Origin of the sequence: Maribacter sedimenticola (assembly GCF_900188415.1) — a bacterium.
Taxonomy (GTDB): domain Bacteria; phylum Bacteroidota; class Bacteroidia; order Flavobacteriales; family Flavobacteriaceae; genus Maribacter; species Maribacter sedimenticola.
The window spans coordinates 16,781-34,493 of the sequence record NZ_FZNV01000009.1; the positions used below are offsets into that span (position 1 = coordinate 16,781).

Sequence of the window (17,713 nt, forward strand, 5' to 3'; positions counted from 1 at the left end):
TATTTTTGGCAAAATTTGTAGTGATGAAAAATATTGTTGTTATAGTACTATGTATGTTGATGTACCCTAACACAAGGGCAAATGATATGATATGGTCCAAAACGGGGCATAGGGTCGTTGGGGAAATTGCGGAGGAGCATCTAAGTAGAAAGGCAAAGCGGGCCATTGAAAAATTATTGGACGGAAAGAGTTTGGCGGCGGTTTCAAATTTTGCCGATGAGATTAAGGCAGATAGGACCTTCAGCAAATTTAGCGCATGGCATTATGTAAACATTCCTTTTGGTAAAACCTATGATCAAATTGAGCCCAGCCAGTATGGAGACCTTGTTCAGGGTGTCAATACCTGTATACAAATAATACAGGATGAAAACAATAGTAAAGAAGATAAGGCCTTTTATCTTAAATTTTTGATACACCTTATAGGTGATTTGCACCAACCTATGCACGTAGGTAGATTTGAGGACAAGGGAGGTAATGATATACAACTGCAATGGTTCGGTGACGGTACCAATTTACATCGTGTTTGGGATTCCAATATGATAGAGGACAACGGTATGAGCTTTACCGAATTGGCCATGGAATATCCTAAACTAAGTAAGGAGGAGCTAAACAATTTGCAGAACGGTACCCTCTTGGATTGGGTAGAGGAGTCCCATCAACTGGCTGCGAAAGTTTATGCCTCTGTGGAAACTGGTGAAAAGTTGGGGTATAGATATAGTTATGATTGGTGGACTACCGTAACATCCCAATTACAAAAAGGTGGAGTACGTTTGGCAACGGTATTAAACGATGTTTTTAAGTAATTATCGTTTGGTTATTTTGTTACCGCTAATATTCCGTTGTCTGGAACATTTAAACCGGCCCATATCAACGGCTCTTAATTTAGCGTGTTTAGTGGCTCTTCCTTGAACCCGTTTGCGCCACATTTTAAAACTACTGGGTTTCATTTCCTTTCGCATAATTGCGATGGTTTCCTGTTCCGTAATTCCAAATTGAAATGTAATGGCCTCAAATGGTGTGCGATCTTCCCAGGCCATTTCTATAATACGGTCCAGGGCTCTTTCTGTAAATTCTTTGTTCATAGCATCATAAAGATACGGCCTAGCCTTAACTTTTTACCATGGTTCTTAAACTTTAAGGATTATTTAATAATCCTAAAGGTCAGGTTAATACGTTCCTCAACCGCTTTGGCGGTCTTTGCAATCTGATGTTTATAATAATGCTGGGTTTTTCCTTTCATCAAGAGCAAGCTACCATGTTGCAGGTTTATTTTATGCTTAATGTCCGGTCGTGTATTATGTTTAAGATGAAAAAAACGTGCCGCACCTAAACTAATGGATGCAATTATAGGATTTTCACCTAGCTCCTTTTCATTATCCGCATGCCAACCATTACTATCACTACCGGTCCTATATCTGTTCAACAAACATGTGGTGAACTCAACTTTGGCAAATGTTTCCAACCCATCTTTAATTTCCAATAATTCCTTAGTAAAGGGCATGGGGTGCATGGTAATGTTGGAATAGGAATACGGTTTATCGTTATTAGCATATAAGGCCGTCAACCTTGGCTGTGGGTAGGTCTTTCCAAATACGGTAATATTATCTTGCTGCCATGGGGTGTTATTTTTAAGAACATCAAAAAAATGATTGGCTCTTAACCGGTCAAGGAAACGGGGTATATAACAGATATCGCTATCAGGTAAATCCAACTCAATACTATCGTCAAAAAGACTTTGCATTAAACCAAGACCGTTTTTAGTTCATTTCTATACTCTGAAGGGTTTTGTCCTGTAAAGGCTTTGAACGATTTATTAAAATGGGAGAAATTATTGAATCCACATTCAAAACATACCTCGGTAATACTCATTGGTTTTTCTGCCAATAGTTTAGATGCATGTACCAGTCTATATTCGTTTACGAACTGTATAAAGGTCTTATTAGTGATTTTCTTGAAATACCTACAGAAAGAAGGTATGGTCATACTTACCATAGAAGATATCTCTTCAAGTGTAATTTCTTCCCTAAAATTATTTTTTACATGGTTGAATACAATGTTTATACGGTCATTGTCCTTTACATCTGTAGTAAATGAAAAACCTTCTGCATTCAAAAGACGCATATCATCAGAATTTCCCAGTTCGTTCAATATATTAAGGATAGATAAAAGGCGCTGAAAATCGGTTTGGTATTCCAGGACCTCCATTTTGTCCCCGATCTTTCGTTTGGTCTTACCGGAAAAAGCAATACCACCGCTCGCCTTACTAAATAAGCTTTGTATCTTTTTCATTTCCGGAAGATTAAAAAAATCGGGACCTAAAAAATCCACCTTCATCTGTACCACCGTTTCACTTGTATTTCCCGTAAGGGCATCCGTAAAGCCGCAATGGGGCAAATTGCTACCTATTAGTATAAGGTCGCCATTGGTATAATAGGATACATGGCTACCAATTTGACGTTTGCCGGATCCACCGTTTACATATACCAATTCTAATTCTGGGTGATAATGCCAAACATTGTTCTTGTTCAGTTTATGTTCATCAAACCTTTGGTATGTAAAGGAATGTCCAAAATCTGGTTCAATAGCTTCGAAAGTAGGTTTCTGCTTTACCATAATAAATGTTTAATACTATAAAATTAATCAACCTAAATAAGGGTCTACTTTGCAAAATTAACCTAATTCTATGTAATCTTATCTTACGCAGTGTTAAGTTATAGTGAAGAGGTTAAAATAGCACATAAATTGGGAAAATATGATGTAGTGGGCACTAGAAAACGAGCGTATGTTTGTAGTGTAAATTATATGTAACCCTTAAAAATAATTTATTATGAAAAACATTCTAAAGATTACCACAGTAGTTGCCTTCATGTTCGCTACAGTAGCAGGCATGGCAAGAGAGCCAAAATTGAACCTTTTAACTGCTGGAAAAGCTAAGAGCGTCGTATTGACGATGGAAGCTTCATCAGTAGGTGTGCAGATCAAGTTGATGGATTCTGATTTGAATGTTATCTATTCAGAAAAAGTATCTGAAGGACTTTTCAGTAAAAAATTGAATTTTAAAGATTTGGCAGACGGTGTTTATTTCCTTTCTGCAGATGACAATCTTAAAAACTATTCCTATACCATAGTTCTTGAAAAGAATAATGTAAAAATTGTTGACGCGGATGAAGATATTAAACCATTCTTCAGAAAGACCAACAATATGATACTTATGAACTATCTAAACTTGGATAAGTCTAAGATGGCCATTAAAATATATGATGCCGAAGGTAGAACGGTATTTTCACAAGAAGTTATAGATGAATTGATCGTAGAAAAAGCGTTCAATTTTGCAGATGCTTTCCCAGGGGTTTACGTAGTAACCGTAAAGTCTGCTGGTAAAACATACACTGAAGAGTTTGTTGTTAATTAAGTTGATTTAAGTTGATTTCATTAAAGGGGACGGGAGCGTCCCCTTTTTTATTTTAAAATATTACGTAGCTATAGGCCCAATAGATAAGTAAAATTTGCAAGGGTAGCCTTGCCCATAAAATCCATTTTGGAAATCCTGCCGAGGCTTTTTCACTGGAAAGCATGTAAAAGTGTACCAATAGAAATACCAAGAGCATGGTTATTATACCAAATGATGCCAGCGTTCTTGTTTCCTTAAAAAACAAACCAATACCTAACAATATTTCAGCCACACCACTTAACAGTACCAATTCCTTATGAAAGGGTAGGTATCTAGGCATGATTCTTAAATATACTTTAGGTTTTACAAAATGCATGATTCCGGCAAGTATGTAAATAAGTGCCATTACATATAAATGCCAAGGATTGTTCATATACGGGTTATTTAGAATTGACCAATTAAAATTTCATATTCGCATTGATCCATTCTGTAATCTTACTTTCCAAAATAGCCAGAGGAACACAACCGGTCTCCAATATTTTTTCATGAAATACTTTAATGTCAAAATCCTTGCCTAGCATTTTCTCGGCTTTTGCGCGGAGTTCCAAAATTTTCAATTGTCCAATTTTATAGGATAGTGCTTGTCCGGGGTTGGCCATGTAGCGTTCGATCTCCGCGGTAATGCTGGCTTCTGATTCAGCTTCGTTATCCAAAGAATAAGCAATGGCCTGCTCCCTTGTCCATCCTTTAGCATGTAGACCGGTATCGACCACTAGCCTGACAGCCCTGTGCATTTCTGCGCCAAGCATACCAAAATATTGATAGGGGTCAGTGTATAGTCCCAGTTCTTTGCCCAAGGATTCCGTATATAGGGCCCAACCTTCACCATACGCACTATACCACAAGGTTTTTCTAAATTGTGGCAGGTCGTTGTTTTCCTGAGTCAAGGAAATTTGAAAGTGATGGCCGGGTATTGCTTCGTGCAAAAATAAATCCTCATCAGAATACATATTGTAGGAGGTAACATCTGGTATAGGTACGTAGAAAATACCGGGTCTGGTACCATCTAACGAACCAGGATTGTACTCTGCGCTAGCAGATGCTTCCCTAAATGATTCTGTTCTTCTTACTTCAAAAGGGGTATTAGGTTGTTTACTGAACAATTCATTTACCCTAGGGGTTATTTTTTTATGGATTGTATTAAAATTGTCAATTACCTGTTGTGGGTCGGTAAAGGGCATTAATTCCTTCTTGGTCCTAACATGGTCAAAAAATTCCTTAAGGTTACCTTTAAATCCAACCTGTTGTTTCACCTTTTCCATTTCGGTACTTATTCTGGCTACTTCGCTAAGTCCAATTTTATGGATTTCCTCAGCGCTCATGGAAGTGGTCGTATATTTTTTTATTTGATGTGCGTAGTACGCTTTTCCATTGGGTATATCCTGTATGCCACTGGTCGTGCGCCCTGCGCTCAAATAATCCGTAGCCATAAAATCATGTAATGTCTTGTAGGCCGGTATAATTTTATCGGAGATCATTGTGGTATATGCATGCTTTAAGCGCTCACGGTCTTCAGTGGAAAAATCATCGGGAAAATTAAGGATTGGGCTAAAAAACAGGTTAGTTTCAATGTTTTTCGTGAGTATACTTTGTAATTGTGGCAATACTTTTTTTATCAATGATTTAGGAAGCACATTTTTGGCTTTGATTCCTTTTTGCATACGGTTTTTGGCAGTATCCAGCCAAACTACATAGTCATCCAATCGTTTTAGCCAATTGGTATAGTCTTCTACAGTATTAAAAGGTTGGGCACTGGTACCACCGGCCAATTGGCCCATCATAAGGTTCATGGACCACATCTGGTCTATAGGGGTATAATCTTCAAAAGCCAGTTCATCTAGATTAATTTCACATTCCCATTGTAAGATGGCATTGGACATCCGTTCTGTCTCCGATAATTTTTTGTCATCAAATTTCTTTGACATTTTTAAATAGGAGGTATAATAATCCTTCAATTCTTTTTTATAGGCATCGGATAAAAAATTGGGCAAAGTATCATTATACCTACTATCTCCTTGAAATGTGGCATTTAATGGATTTAACTTTAACCCATCGTCATAATAATGGACCAATAGGGTTATGAAGCCAACATTATGGGTAGTAGGGTTGGTTCTTATATCTGCATTTGGGATTTCTTGCGCCTGAGATATTAACCCCAATAAGAATACAAGTACGATTAGAATTTTTTTCATTTAAATGGTTATTAAGTTTAAGATAGGAACTTTTTAAATTTCTCTTTTTTATATAGAGGTACCGCATCATTGCTCATGAACAAAGCTAACATATCTTTATTTTTCTCTTTATCATAAAGTAGCTGATAAAAATTTTGAACGGATAAGGTATTGGTAGAGGCTTGTTCTAATATAACGCTGTCACCAGTAGTTACACGTCCTTCTTCTATAACCTTTACATATGTCCCTGGGTGGTTGTGTGCAATAAAATCCTTTATGATTTTTACATCATTAAAACGTACCCCAAGTTTATAGCAAGGCTCCCGTGGTTGGGTAACTTGTACCAAGGCTTTGCCAATTCTGTAGATATTACCAACTAGAATTTCTGACTCATCAAGTCCTGATATAGTAAGATTTTCACCGAACATTCCCCAGTTCCATGAAAGATTGGGATATTTTGGTTTCCAAAATCCATATTGTTCTGCAGAGAATAAATAACACGCTTTATTCGTACCGGCATGATGTACCCGGTCAATGACCGTATCATTTTGGACATCGTTTTTTCCTAGGAACAGTCCGTTTTCTGTTGGATATTTAAAAATACCTGTCTGTTCTTTTTTACCGTTCCATTCAAAGGTTACGGGTGTTCCAATATTTGTAGAAACTACTTTCATGCAGTGAAGATAAAAAAAGGACCAGTATTTATTGAAAAAGCATTTGCCAATATTAATGGAGCAGTTAGTCCTTTGCTTAAAAAAGAAGGTGATAATAAGGAATTAAAACTGTGTTTTAAACAGAAATTGATATAGCTCAGTTACATAAACTATCTGTTTACAATCTGTAGTTTACGACAATTTTACAATTAATTTACAATTTGTTAAAAAACGAAAATACCAGTGTAAACAATAAATTTTCAGAATATATTTACTAACTAACTGATAAATAGTGCTTAACATAATTTGTTTTAAAAGTGTTAATGATTAATAACAGGTAAAGTATATATATTTTTTATAAAACAAACAATGGGTAGGTGTAATTTTTACACTACAATACGAGTATTTTTCTATATTTACCAACGATGGCTTTTTTAACATTTATTTTATTTACCGGTTTTGTAGCGTTTTACGCTACCTATAAATTACGTAGAGATAGGTTAGATACTCAAGATGGTTACTTTTTAGGAGGTAGGTCTTTAACCGGTATTGTAATAGCCGGGTCATTGCTATTGACCAATATATCTACGGAGCATTTGGTTGGTATGAATGGTTCTGCCTATAAAAATGGTGCCATAATCATTGCATGGGAAGTAACATCTGCACTGGCATTAGTGGTAGGAGCACTTTATTTTGCACCTAAATATCTACGGATGGGCCTTACTACTATACCTGAATATTTGGAAAAAAGGTTTGACGGTATAACCAGAACATTGGTAGCCTTATTACTGATCATTTCCTTTGTGGCCACTTTGCTACCTATAGTATTGTATACCGGGGCGCTGAATATTGAAGCCATATTTGAGATATCAACTTTGTTGAACGTAAGTAGGGAACAGGGAATCGTCATCACCATAGTAACGGTAGGGACATTAGGAGCAATTTACGCCATTTTTGGAGGTTTAAAAATGGTAGCTTATACTGATACCATAAACGGATTTGGACTATTGGTTGCAGGACTTTTGGTTCCTATTTTGGCATTATTGAGTATTGGTGATGGTAATATGCTTGGTGGGTTGGAAACCGTTTTTCAAAATAGTCCGGATAAATTTAACGTCATCAGTAACGAGCCAGGCGTAGGTGAGGGTGCACGTACGGCCATTCTGCCGTTTGAAGTGTTGTTTACGGGGCTAATGGTAAACCAACTTTACTTTTGGACCATGCATCAATCTATTATACAACGTGTATTGGGGGCGGTTAATTTAAAGGAAGCCCAAAAGGGATTATTATATACCGGATTATTAAAAATTTTGGTGCCATTGATCATTGTATTGCCAGGGCTTATTGCCTTTTATTATTTTGGTGACGCGTATTATGAAGATCAGGACAATATCTATCCTTTATTGGTGAAAAAGGTAATGCCATTATGGTTGACCGGTTTTTTTGTTGCCGTAATGATGGGGGCAATATTAAGTACGTTCAATAGTGCTTTGAACAGTGCCGCCACCGTATTTAGTCTGGGTATATTTAAGCGGTATATCAATACCAATATAAGTGAACTCAAATTGGTGCGCATAGGTAAACTTACGTCCGCTATTTTGGCCATAGGGGCCATTGCGATCGCACCTTTTGTGGCCAATGCACCAGAAGGACTCTATCAATTGTTACAAGAACTTAACGGTATATTTTTTATACCCATTGCCAGTGTGATCATAGCCGGCTTTCTTTTTCCCAAAGTTTCGGCAACAGGCGCAAAAGCAGGTTTGGTATTCGGCTTGTTTTTTTATGTCATCTTAAATTTTGGTTTTGAAGTGGAACTTCACTTTGTTCATATATGGGGACTAGAATTTGTCCTCAATATCATAATCATGCATTTGGTTTCCTATTTTTTCACTAAAGAGGAAAAATTTGAAATGAAAGATTCTGGAATCCTGGATTTAAAACCGTGGAAATATGCCAAGGCTTTTAGCGTGTTTCTAGTGTTGTTTACAGTAATTCTGTATGTTCTTTTGGGAAATGTTTAAAATTTTAGTATTATAATTAACAATAAAACAAATTAATCATGGAGGAAAAAATTTTCAGGGACTACGAGGCTCCAGATGTGTCCGCTGCGGTAAAGGAACATTATCGTAAAATGAGAAAAAACCAAACCTTGGACTATGTAAAACGTATGCATAAAAAGTATTTGACATATGATACACCAATGGATCTTTGGGAAGCAATGCGTCATTTAAACAGTTTAATAGACGTAAGTGATCCGGATATTAATTTACCTAATATTCAACATTTGATACAAAGTGCTGAAGCAATACGTGCAGATAATAGGCCGGATTGGATGCAATTAACAGGACTTATTCATGATTTGGGCAAAGTAATGTTTTTAAAAGGAAGCGATGAGGATGGTACTAGCCAGGCAGAGCAATGGGGCATGGTCGGTGACGTTTTTATTGTAGGCTGTAAATTACCGGACTCATGTGTATATCCGGAATTCAATGCGTTGAACGAGGATATGCAAAATGAAAAATACAACACGCCAACAGGTATCTATGAAGCAGGTTGTGGTATTGACAATGTAGATTTAGCCTGGGGACATGATGAATATTTATACCAAGTTCTAAATAATCATAAAACCAATTCGTTACCTGAGGAGGCAATGGTTATGATTCGTTATCATTCTTTTTATCCATGGCATTCCGGAGGGGCGTATAAGGAAATTGTCAATGAGAAAGACGCAAAATATCTTGAGATCATAAAGGATTTTAATAAATATGATCTGTATACCAAAAGTCAAAAAGTTTATGATTTGGATGAGGTCTTGGATTACTATCAGCCCATTGCTGAAAAGTACTTGGGAACAGGGCCAATATATTGGTAGGCTAGTGCTTTGGTATTGTTTAAATAAAAAAACCGCTTCATTTATGAAGCGGTTTTATATTTTATGTTTTAACGGTATTATTTCACCATCTCATAACTTCGTTTAATAAACTCGGTTAGATCCTTGCCCTTGAGCAACCCTTTGGATAATTTGGCCAAATCCAAGGACTGGTTAATTAAACGTTCCTTTTTCTTTGCTGTTTTGGTAGCAAGAATTTCACCTACTAATGCACTGTTCGTATTTACGATCAAGTTATACATTTCTGGCATTTGTCCCATACCGAACATACCGCCTCCACCGGTTTGCTGCATTTCTTTCATACGGCGCATAAATTCCGGCTCTGTTATCGTAAAAGGAGATGCATCACTATCCATTGCTTCAAGTTGCACGGTATAGCTGCTCTTTTCGCCAATGACTTTTTCCAATTCCGATTTTAAGGTTTCTTTTTCTTCGTCCGATAATTTGGAAATTTGTGTATCCTCCTTTTGAATCAATTTATCAATGTGGTCTGCATCCACACGGGCAAATGAAATATTTTCTTTTGACCCTTCCAATTTTTGCATGAGATGACCAATGATCGGTGAATCCAATAATAGGACTTCATAGCCTTTGGACTTCGCTGTTTCTATATAACTATGTTGTGCTTCTTTGTCTGACGTGTAAAGGATAACAAGCTTATTGTCTTTATCGGTCTGGTTATCCTTAATTTTTTCTTGTAGTTCTTCAAATGTTAGATAGGTGCCGTCAACAGTAGGGTATAAGGCGAATTTATCTGCTTTTTCAAAGAATTTTTCTTCGGAAAGCATACCGTATTCAATAACGATTTTTATATCGTTCCATTTTGCCTCAAACTCCTCACGATTGTTTTTGAACAGAGAATTCAATTTATCGGCTACTTTTCTAGTGATATAAGAAGATATTTTTTTAACAGCCCCGTCTGCCTGTAAATAGGAACGTGAAACATTTAAGGGAATATCAGGAGAATCTATGACCCCACGTAGCATGGTTAAAAATTCGGGTACAATTCCTTCCACGTTATCCGTTACGAAAACCTGGTTCTGGTAAAGCTGAATCCTGTCTTTCTGTTGGGCAAGATCATTCGTAAGCTTTGGAAAATAAAGAATACCGGTAAGATTGAACGGGTAATCAACATTTAAGTGTATGTTGAAAAGAGGTTCCTCAAACTGCATTGGGTAGAGTTCCCTGTAGAAACTCTTATAGTCCTCTGCTTTTAAATCTGCGGGCTGATTTGTCCAAGCTGGGTTTGGGTTGTTGATAATATTGTCTACCTCTTTGGTTGGTGCCGGGTCATCTTCTTTAGCGCCTTCTGGTTTTGGCAAAGTTTCTGTCTTGGTACCAAATTTAATAGGTACCGGCATAAACTTATTGTATTTGTTCAAGAGCCCTGTTATTCTGGCATCTTCTAAAAATTCTGTAGAATCTTCAGCAATGTGTAGAATAATTTCTGTTCCGCGATCCTCTTTTGTGGCCTGTTCCATTACAAACTCTGGAGAACCGTCACATGACCAATGCACAGCGGGTTCATCCTTATAGCTCTTGGTAATAATTTCAACCTTATGTGCCACCATAAAGGCAGAATAAAATCCAAGGCCAAAATGACCAATAATACCAGAATCCTTGGCAGAGTCCTCATATTTGTTCAAAAACTCCTCTGCACCGGAAAAAGCCACTTCATTGATGTACTTTTTAACTTCTTCCTCCGTCATTCCAAGACCTTGGTCAATGATATGAAGTTTTTTACCTTCCTTATCAGCCTTTACCTCAATAATAGGATGTCCATATTCCACTTTGGCCTCGCCAATGGTGGTCAAATGTTTTAATTTTAGGGTGGCGTCCGTTGCATTGGAAATTAATTCCCTTAAAAAGATTTCGTAATCACTGTACAAGAATTTCTTGATCAATGGAAAAATGTTGTCTACGGACACATTAATTTTACCTGTTGCCATATCTCTAATATTTTTTTCGCTACTAAGTAATAGTAGTATTGATTTATAAATGTTCAGGGTGCATAGGTCAAAAAAAATACCATACTCACTTATTGTGACAAACTGACAGTTATGGGTGGTTTAAAAGTTTAACATATTATTTTGTTTAATTATTGTAATAATAACTTAAACATAATGTATATTTGTAATGTGATTATAACTATTGCTATGAAAAAGAATTTTATGCTATAATCACAAGTTGATTATTTATTGGTTTGGTTGTTTTGAAAACGTGTTATCTTCTTGGGTAACACGTTTTTGCTAAACAAAAACAAGTAATCAATGAACAAAACCTATATTATTTGAAATTGTGTAAAAACTATCTATATGGCAGTAAAAACAAAAAAAACATCTAAGGAGTCTATTATGTCATTGTATATGGATTATGTGCTGGAGCATGAGAAGGTTCCCAAATCGGTATATAAGTTTTGTAAGGATAATGCAATTGTTGAAAGTGATTTCTATTTGTATTTTGGGTCAATCGGCGCTTTGCAAAAAAGTATATGGACCACCTTTTTTGATAACACGATAAAGGTAATTCATAAGAACAAGGAATATGGGGAATTTGCAAATAGGGATAAAATGCTCACTTTTTTATTCACGTTTTTTGAAGTTTTGACCCTAAATCGTAGTTATGTATTGTTCGTTATGGATAATGCTCCCAGTCCGCTCAAAAATATGATGCAGGTAAAGGAGTTAAGAAAAAAGGTGAAGGATTTTGCTAAGGACTTGATCAATAAAGGAAATGCGAGCAAAAGTTCTAAGCTAACAAAGCACAATCCCCAACTATTTTCTGAAGGAGCATGGCTGCAGGTTTTATTTCTAATGAATTTTTGGAGAACAGATGATTCACCCGGTTTTGAGAAAACGGATGTAGCCATTGAAAAATCTGTAAACACTATTTTCGATGTCTTTGATAACACCCCATTGGAAAATATTCTTGATTTTGGAAAATTTCTATACAAGGAGACATTTGCCTAATTTAATTTATACCGATTGAAAACATTAGATAAGATACCTACAGGGAAAATAGAGCGCGCCAGTAAATTGGTGCGTACCGGTGCGAAAATCGGTGGTAATTATGCCAAGTACCTTGGTAAAAAAATAATTGACCCCAATACTACAAGAGATGAATTGGATGAGGATAATGCTACGGACATCTATGATGGACTAAAGTCTTTAAAAGGTAGTGCTTTAAAGGTGGCTCAGATGCTAAGCATGGAGAAAAACTTATTGCCCAATGCATATGTGGAAAAATTTTCCCTGTCGCAGTTTTCGGTACCTCCCTTGTCCGCACCATTGGTAAGAAAAACCTTTAAAAAGTATTTGGATAAATATCCAGAAGAGGTTTTTGATTCGTTTAATAAGGATTCTGTTAATGCAGCTAGTATAGGTCAGGTGCACAAGGCAACCAAAAATGGCAAGCAATTGGCCGTAAAAATTCAATACCCTGGTGTAGCTCAAAGTATTAGTAGCGATCTGGCCATTGTAAAGCCAATTGCGATCCGTATGTTCAACCTACAAGGAAAGGATTCTGATAAGTATTTTAAAGAGGTGGAGAATAAATTGGTAGAAGAAACGGATTATGTATTGGAGGTTTCCCAAAGTCAGGAAATTACCTATGCCTGTAAACAAATCCCGAACATTAAATTTCCTACTTATTATCCAGAGCTTTCAAGTTCCCGCATAATCACTATGGATTGGATGACGGGTAAGCATTTAAGCGAGTTTACAAAAACAGATTTCACCCAAGAAATAGGAAATCAATTGGGTCAGGCCTTGTGGGATTTTTATATGTATCAGATTCATGGTCTCCGCAAGGTCCATGCCGATCCCCATCCTGGAAATTTTTTGGTCAATAAAAAGAATGAGCTAATTGCCATAGATTTTGGTTGCATTAAGGAAGTGCCGGATTCTTTTTATAAACCTTATTTTGAATTGGCTAAGCCGGAGAACATCTCCGATCAGCGTGTATTTACTGGAAAATTGTATGAATTGGAAATTTTATTGCCCAATGATACAGACAAGGAAATTATGTTCTTTTCATCTATTTTTCATCAACTGCTAAGTCTATTTACCAGTCCTTTTCATGCGAATGAATTTGATTTTGCAGATGAAGCATTTTGGTCTAAAATTGCAGATTTGGGAGAACAATTCTCTTCTGATAAACAACTTAGGAAAATGAACGGAAATAGAGGTTCTAAACATTTTTTATATATGAACCGGACGTTCTTTGGTCTTTACAACTTGCTACATGATTTAAAAGCACATGTAAAGATCAATGATTATAAGAAATATCTTAATTAAGGACCGGGCAAATTTTATTATTCGTAGGGATTGTTGCAATTTTAGGGTGAATTCTTAATAGTTGTTTATATTGCAACACTAATGATACCTGAACTATCAGGCTAAAAATATTACTATGTACAACTCAAAAATAATTGGCCTTGGTCATTATGTGCCCGAAAACGTAGTGACTAACGATGACTTGTCCAAAGTCATGGATACAAATGATGCTTGGATACAGGAGCGCACAGGAATCAAGGAACGAAGACATGTGGTCAAGGGTGATGGGGATACCACTACGAGCATGGGTGTTAAGGCTGCTAAGATTGCAATTGAAAGAGCGGGTATAGATAAGGATGATATAGATTTTATAGTATTTGCCACCTTAAGTCCGGATTATTACTTTCCCGGTCCCGGTGTTCTGGTACAACGAGATTTAGGGATTAAAACCGTTGGTGCCTTGGATGTCCGCAATCAATGTTCTGGATTCGTATATGCAATTTCTGTAGCGGACCAGTATATAAAGACGGGTATGTATAAAAATATTTTGGTAATTGGTTCTGAGCTTCATTCCCACGGGTTGGATATGACTACAAGGGGTAGGGCGGTATCCGTAATTTTTGGCGATGGTGCCGGTGCCGCTGTATTAAGTAGGGAAGAGGACAATACCAAAGGAATTTTATCTACACATCTGCATTCAGAAGGGCAACATGCTGAGGAGCTATCTTTAATAGCCCCTGGAATGGGTAAAAGATGGGTGACGGATATTATAGAGGACAATGATGAAAAAGATGAATCTTACTATCCTTATATGAACGGTCAATTCGTATTTAAAAATGCCGTGGTCCGTTTTAGCGAAGTAATTATTGAAGGGTTGCAAAAAAATAATTTACAATCTACGGATATTGATCTTTTAGTGCCACATCAGGCCAATTTGAGAATATCTCAATTCATTCAAAAGAAATTTCAATTAAGCGATGATCAAGTGTTCAATAACATTATGAATTATGGCAATACCACTGCAGCTTCTATACCTATTGCGTTAACAGAGGCGTGGGAGGCCGGTAAGGTAAAACCTGGCGATTTGGTCGTTTTGGCCGCTTTTGGAAGCGGTTTCACATGGGGCAGTGTTATCATAAAATGGTAAAATAAAGCACCCGTAGAATTTCTACGGGTGCTATTATATAGTGGTATCCAATACGAAAAAAACCAACCAATCTTCTTTATTGAATAACCCCTATACATTATAATAGACGCTATAAAATGTGGTTTGTTACTTATATGGGCGAATATTACATTTTAAAATATTTAAAAATTTACCGGAATTAGGTAAGGATGCAAAAAGAAACCCGACAACCAAAATAATTTGGAAGCCGGGCTTCAAATGCTGATAGGCTATACTAAACACTAACCATTAACTATAAACATATAGCGTTACCAACAATATTTTAAATGGAGTTAGATAATATCTAACTTTACTAATAGACGAAATATTGCACAAATAGTTACAATTCAAGCAAACTTTAACATCTTTAAATTAATATGAAAAAGACCCTAGTTTTTGGAGCATCCTTAAAACCAAACCGTTACAGTAACATTGCAATCAATAGACTAGTAGCTGCTGGGGTAGAAACATGTGCTTTTGGATTAAGAGCAGGAAATGTTTCTGGAGTCGAAATCTATACTAATTTGGACAAAATTAATGATATTCATACAATTACGCTCTATCTAAATCCTAAAAGACAAGAAGAATATTACCAAAGTATAATTTCCTTGAATCCCAAAAGGGTTATTTTTAACCCTGGAACGGAAAATCCTGTATTTTATAACCTATTGAAAAAGAATGGTATAGAGGTGGATATTGCGTGCACCTTAGTGTTATTGGGTACCGGGCAATATTAATATATTTTTCTTAGGCGATATCTTTAATATTTGCTTCTGTAACCGGTTTTTTACGAATGATCCATAAACCAATAAAAGTTAGGAGACCATTTAAGGGAAGAAGTTCATATCCAAATTCATAACCTCCTAAAAACTCGCTCGGGATCTTGGCCAAGGTAAGGATGCTCACAACACAGACTAAAGCTACTACCCAAACGTATTTATCGTATACTTTATATTTAGTAAAAATACCAAACGAAAACAAGCCCAATAGCGGGCCATAGGTGTAAGAAGCAACCGTAAGCAGACCGTCTATAACATTTCTGTCTAAGATATATTTAAAGGAAATTACGACCAGTATTAAAAGTAGACTCATGCCAATATGGGTTTTACGGCGAATTTTTTTAGCTACCTGTTGCGATTTTTTTTCGGTATTAAGAAAATCTACACAAAAAGAGGTGGTCAATGAGGTGAGTGCACTATCCGCACTGCTATAGGCCGCAGCAATAAGTCCCAACATAAAGGTTACGGCTACGGTAAGTCCCAAGCCGCTGTTAAGGGCTATTTCTGGAAACAATAAATCTGATTTTGGTGAGCCATCCATTAACGGAAGTGCTATTTGGTGTACGTCGGCATAAATGAACAATAATGCACCAAGTAACATAAAAATAAAGGTTACTATGACAAGAACAACGCTAAAACTGACCATGTTTTTTTGAGCTTCGCCCAAATTTCTACAGGTAAGATTTTTTTGCATCATATCTTGATCTAGTCCTGTCATACAAATGGTAATGAACATACCGCCTAAAAAAGATTTTAATAAATGATTCTTGGAAAAGAAATCATCGGTAAAAAATGTTTTGCTATAATGTTCCAATTCCGTAGAGCCCAGGAACTCAACAAATGTCCAATCTAGCTTTTCCAGAATAAAGTAAATTGAAAGTATTACGGATACCAGCATGAACAGGGTTTGTAAGGTATCTGTCCAAACGATGGTTTTAATTCCGCCCCTAAAGGTATAAACCCAAATTAATAAGATGGAAAGGGTTACCGTAATTTCAAACGGAACGTTCCATGCATCGAATACAAATTGCTGTAACACTATCGCTACTAAAAATAATCTAAAGGCCGCTCCCAAAACCCGTGATATAAAGAATGAAACGGCACCTACCTTGTAGCTTACAAAGCCAAAGCGATCGTCTAAATATTGGTAAATGGAGGTTACGTTCTGTTTATAATAAATAGGCAATAGGATAAAAGCGGTTACCAGATAGCCAAGGAAATAACCTAGAACAACCTGCATATAGCTAAATTGAGAAGCATCTACCCAGCCTGGTACGGATATAAAGGTAACACCGGACAAAGAAGCGCCTACCATACCAAATGCTACCAGGTACCAGGGCGATTGTTTTCCCGCCTTGAAAAAATCCTCATTGGAGTCGTTCTTTCCGGTAAAGTAAGATATAACCAGTAGCAGAACAAAATAACCTGAAATCAATAATAATATGTGGGAGGCACTCATGAATTTTAATTTGACGCCAAATTACAAAAAGTTATATGACGTGGTGAAATAGTTGAAACTTAAGGTGCAATTTTATAGGCCTTTGAACTATGCGTGTTCTATGGTAAAACCGTTGCTATGGATAGTATTAGAATTTTGTGTTAACGGGGCAGCATATTTTTCAACTTTAGTCGTAAATTTATGCCCATATTAGCCTATGGATTTTTCATCGAAATTATTAGAGAATGCTGTGTATGAAGTATCGCAATTGCCAGGTATTGGCAAGCGTACAGCTTTACGATTGGTATTACATTTGTTAAAGCAACCAGAAAGACGTACGGATGATCTTGCTACGTCTTTGGTGGACCTTAGGGGCAAGATTCAATTTTGCGAAAATTGCCACAATATTGCGGATACGGTTTTGTGTGAAATCTGTGCAAATCCCAAAAGGGATGATTCACTGGTTTGTGTTGTAGAGGATATAAGGGATGTAATGGCAATAGAAAATACGGGCCAGTTCAGGGGAAAATACCATGTTTTGGGCGGTAAGATATCTCCAATGGAAGGCGTGGGCCCCCAGAACCTAAAAATTGGATCTTTGGTGGAGAAGGTAAAGGAGGGGGTAATAAAGGAGTTGATTTTTGCGTTGAGTTCTACGATGGAGGGCGATACTACTAATTTCTACATATTTAGGCAATTGGAAGGTATTAACGTTAAGACATCCACAATAGCTAGAGGTATAGCAGTGGGTGATGAATTAGAGTATGCAGATGAGGTGACCCTGGGTAGAAGTATACTTAATCGCGTTCCTTTTGAAGGTTCCTTAAGACAAGATTAGAACTTTAAAACAATAGTAATGTCATCAATAAGGCGTTATTTTTGTTATTTT

17 protein-coding genes are annotated in these 17,713 nt (G+C 36.7%); 9 read left to right on the forward strand and 8 right to left on the reverse strand.

The features are described from left to right. The first annotated feature begins 23 nt into the window (after positions 1 to 23). Positions 24 to 803: a S1/P1 nuclease gene (locus CHB68_RS16705; RefSeq protein WP_089262767.1), complete on the forward strand. Its 780-nt coding sequence runs from the start codon at positions 24 to 26 to the stop codon at positions 801 to 803. On the opposite strand, the gene CHB68_RS16710 is transcribed toward CHB68_RS16705, so the two are convergent. From CHB68_RS16710 to CHB68_RS16720, 3 genes are read right to left on the reverse strand one after another with little or no spacing between them, the layout of a single operon-like run. Beyond that, on the reverse strand, positions 804 to 1,082 hold the full coding sequence (locus tag CHB68_RS16710) for a TIGR03643 family protein (RefSeq protein ID WP_089262769.1): 279 nt from the start codon (positions 1,080 to 1,082) through the stop codon (positions 804 to 806). Between the two features lie 59 nt (positions 1,083 to 1,141). After that, positions 1,142 to 1,741, reverse strand: a complete 600-nt coding sequence (locus CHB68_RS16715) for an alpha-ketoglutarate-dependent dioxygenase AlkB family protein (protein WP_089262771.1) — start codon at positions 1,739 to 1,741, stop codon at positions 1,142 to 1,144. After that, entirely contained in the window at positions 1,741 to 2,613 is an 873-nt protein-coding gene (locus CHB68_RS16720; RefSeq protein ID WP_089262773.1) for an AraC family transcriptional regulator, read from the reverse strand. Before CHB68_RS16720 ends, CHB68_RS16715 begins: the two co-directional genes overlap by 1 nt. A 214-nt stretch (positions 2,614 to 2,827) precedes the next feature. Between CHB68_RS16720 and CHB68_RS16725 the strand changes: the two genes are divergently transcribed. Next, positions 2,828 to 3,412, forward strand: coding sequence for a T9SS type A sorting domain-containing protein (locus tag CHB68_RS16725; RefSeq protein ID WP_089262775.1), 585 nt, complete (start codon positions 2,828 to 2,830; stop codon positions 3,410 to 3,412). Between the two features lie 52 nt (positions 3,413 to 3,464). Here CHB68_RS16725 and CHB68_RS16730 read toward each other — a convergent pair whose 3' ends face one another. Genes CHB68_RS16730 through CHB68_RS16740 form a run of 3 tightly spaced genes read right to left on the reverse strand, consistent with a single transcriptional unit; the run spans position 3,465 to position 6,296 of the window. Continuing rightward, positions 3,465 to 3,824 (reverse strand): DoxX family protein, encoded by a 360-nt coding sequence (locus CHB68_RS16730; protein WP_089262777.1) that lies wholly within the window; start codon positions 3,822 to 3,824, stop codon positions 3,465 to 3,467. A gap of 25 nt (positions 3,825 to 3,849) precedes the next feature. Beyond that, a complete protein-coding gene (locus CHB68_RS16735) occupies positions 3,850 to 5,643 on the reverse strand; it encodes a DUF885 domain-containing protein (RefSeq protein WP_089262779.1) in 1,794 nt (597 codons plus the stop codon). A 17-nt stretch (positions 5,644 to 5,660) separates the two neighbouring features. Next, positions 5,661 to 6,296, reverse strand: coding sequence for an MOSC domain-containing protein (locus tag CHB68_RS16740; protein ID WP_089262781.1), 636 nt, complete (start codon positions 6,294 to 6,296; stop codon positions 5,661 to 5,663). Between the two features lie 404 nt (positions 6,297 to 6,700). Here CHB68_RS16740 and CHB68_RS16745 point away from each other — a divergent pair, with 404 nt between their 5' ends. Beyond that, on the forward strand, positions 6,701 to 8,299 hold the full coding sequence (locus CHB68_RS16745) for a solute:sodium symporter family transporter (protein ID WP_089262783.1): 1,599 nt from the start codon (positions 6,701 to 6,703) through the stop codon (positions 8,297 to 8,299). A gap of 38 nt (positions 8,300 to 8,337) precedes the next feature. Then, the gene (locus CHB68_RS16750; RefSeq protein ID WP_089262785.1) at positions 8,338 to 9,150 is read left to right on the forward strand and encodes an inositol oxygenase family protein; all 813 of its coding nucleotides are present in this window, start codon (positions 8,338 to 8,340) and stop codon (positions 9,148 to 9,150) included. Between the two features lie 77 nt (positions 9,151 to 9,227). On the opposite strand, the gene htpG is transcribed toward CHB68_RS16750, so the two are convergent. Further along, entirely contained in the window at positions 9,228 to 11,117 is a 1,890-nt protein-coding gene (gene htpG / locus CHB68_RS16755; RefSeq protein WP_089262787.1) for a molecular chaperone HtpG, read from the reverse strand. Positions 11,118 to 11,483: 366 nt separating this feature from the next. Here htpG and CHB68_RS16760 point away from each other — a divergent pair, with 366 nt between their 5' ends. The 4 genes from CHB68_RS16760 (at position 11,484) to CHB68_RS16775 (ending at position 15,344) form a co-directional block, all read left to right on the forward strand. Next, entirely contained in the window at positions 11,484 to 12,137 is a 654-nt protein-coding gene (locus CHB68_RS16760; RefSeq protein ID WP_089262789.1) for a TetR family transcriptional regulator C-terminal domain-containing protein, read from the forward strand. Between the two features lie 15 nt (positions 12,138 to 12,152). Then, a complete protein-coding gene (locus CHB68_RS16765; protein ID WP_089262791.1) occupies positions 12,153 to 13,463 on the forward strand; it encodes an ABC1 kinase family protein in 1,311 nt (436 codons plus the stop codon). Positions 13,464 to 13,578: 115 nt separating this feature from the next. Beyond that, positions 13,579 to 14,589 (forward strand): 3-oxoacyl-ACP synthase III family protein, encoded by a 1,011-nt coding sequence (locus CHB68_RS16770; RefSeq protein ID WP_089262793.1) that lies wholly within the window; start codon positions 13,579 to 13,581, stop codon positions 14,587 to 14,589. 395 nt (positions 14,590 to 14,984) lie between these two features. Further along, a complete protein-coding gene (locus CHB68_RS16775; RefSeq protein ID WP_089262795.1) occupies positions 14,985 to 15,344 on the forward strand; it encodes a CoA-binding protein in 360 nt (119 codons plus the stop codon). A 10-nt stretch (positions 15,345 to 15,354) separates the two neighbouring features. On the opposite strand, the gene CHB68_RS16780 is transcribed toward CHB68_RS16775, so the two are convergent. Next, positions 15,355 to 16,845: a sodium:solute symporter gene (locus CHB68_RS16780; protein ID WP_089262797.1), complete on the reverse strand. Its 1,491-nt coding sequence runs from the start codon at positions 16,843 to 16,845 to the stop codon at positions 15,355 to 15,357. A gap of 196 nt (positions 16,846 to 17,041) precedes the next feature. Here CHB68_RS16780 and recR point away from each other — a divergent pair, with 196 nt between their 5' ends. After that, positions 17,042 to 17,662 carry a recombination mediator RecR gene (recR, locus tag CHB68_RS16785; protein WP_089262799.1) on the forward strand — a complete coding sequence of 207 codons (621 nt, stop codon included), beginning with the start codon at positions 17,042 to 17,044 and terminating at the stop codon, positions 17,660 to 17,662. Positions 17,663 to 17,713: the final 51 nt, after the last annotated feature.

Bases quoted from the DNA above. Each gene is read 5' to 3' on its own strand.
- recR (WP_089262799.1), top strand. From the start codon at position 17,042: ATGGATTTTTCATCGAAATTATTAGAGAATGCTGTGTATGAAGTATCG.
- CHB68_RS16760 (WP_089262789.1), top strand. From the start codon at position 11,484: ATGGCAGTAAAAACAAAAAAAACATCTAAGGAGTCTATTATGTCATTG.
- CHB68_RS16725 (WP_089262775.1), top strand. From the start codon at position 2,828: ATGAAAAACATTCTAAAGATTACCACAGTAGTTGCCTTCATGTTCGCT.
- htpG (WP_089262787.1), bottom strand. From the start codon at position 11,117: ATGGCAACAGGTAAAATTAATGTGTCCGTAGACAACATTTTTCCATTG.
- CHB68_RS16705 (WP_089262767.1), top strand. From the start codon at position 24: ATGAAAAATATTGTTGTTATAGTACTATGTATGTTGATGTACCCTAAC.
- CHB68_RS16715 (WP_089262771.1), bottom strand. From the start codon at position 1,741: ATGCAAAGTCTTTTTGACGATAGTATTGAGTTGGATTTACCTGATAGC.
- CHB68_RS16745 (WP_089262783.1), top strand. From the start codon at position 6,701: ATGGCTTTTTTAACATTTATTTTATTTACCGGTTTTGTAGCGTTTTAC.
- CHB68_RS16710 (WP_089262769.1), bottom strand. From the start codon at position 1,082: ATGAACAAAGAATTTACAGAAAGAGCCCTGGACCGTATTATAGAAATG.
- CHB68_RS16730 (WP_089262777.1), bottom strand. From the start codon at position 3,824: ATGAACAATCCTTGGCATTTATATGTAATGGCACTTATTTACATACTT.
- CHB68_RS16775 (WP_089262795.1), top strand. From the start codon at position 14,985: ATGAAAAAGACCCTAGTTTTTGGAGCATCCTTAAAACCAAACCGTTAC.
- CHB68_RS16735 (WP_089262779.1), bottom strand. From the start codon at position 5,643: ATGAAAAAAATTCTAATCGTACTTGTATTCTTATTGGGGTTAATATCT.
- CHB68_RS16740 (WP_089262781.1), bottom strand. From the start codon at position 6,296: ATGAAAGTAGTTTCTACAAATATTGGAACACCCGTAACCTTTGAATGG.
- CHB68_RS16770 (WP_089262793.1), top strand. From the start codon at position 13,579: ATGTACAACTCAAAAATAATTGGCCTTGGTCATTATGTGCCCGAAAAC.
- CHB68_RS16750 (WP_089262785.1), top strand. From the start codon at position 8,338: ATGGAGGAAAAAATTTTCAGGGACTACGAGGCTCCAGATGTGTCCGCT.
- CHB68_RS16780 (WP_089262797.1), bottom strand. From the start codon at position 16,845: ATGAGTGCCTCCCACATATTATTATTGATTTCAGGTTATTTTGTTCTG.
- CHB68_RS16720 (WP_089262773.1), bottom strand. From the start codon at position 2,613: ATGGTAAAGCAGAAACCTACTTTCGAAGCTATTGAACCAGATTTTGGA.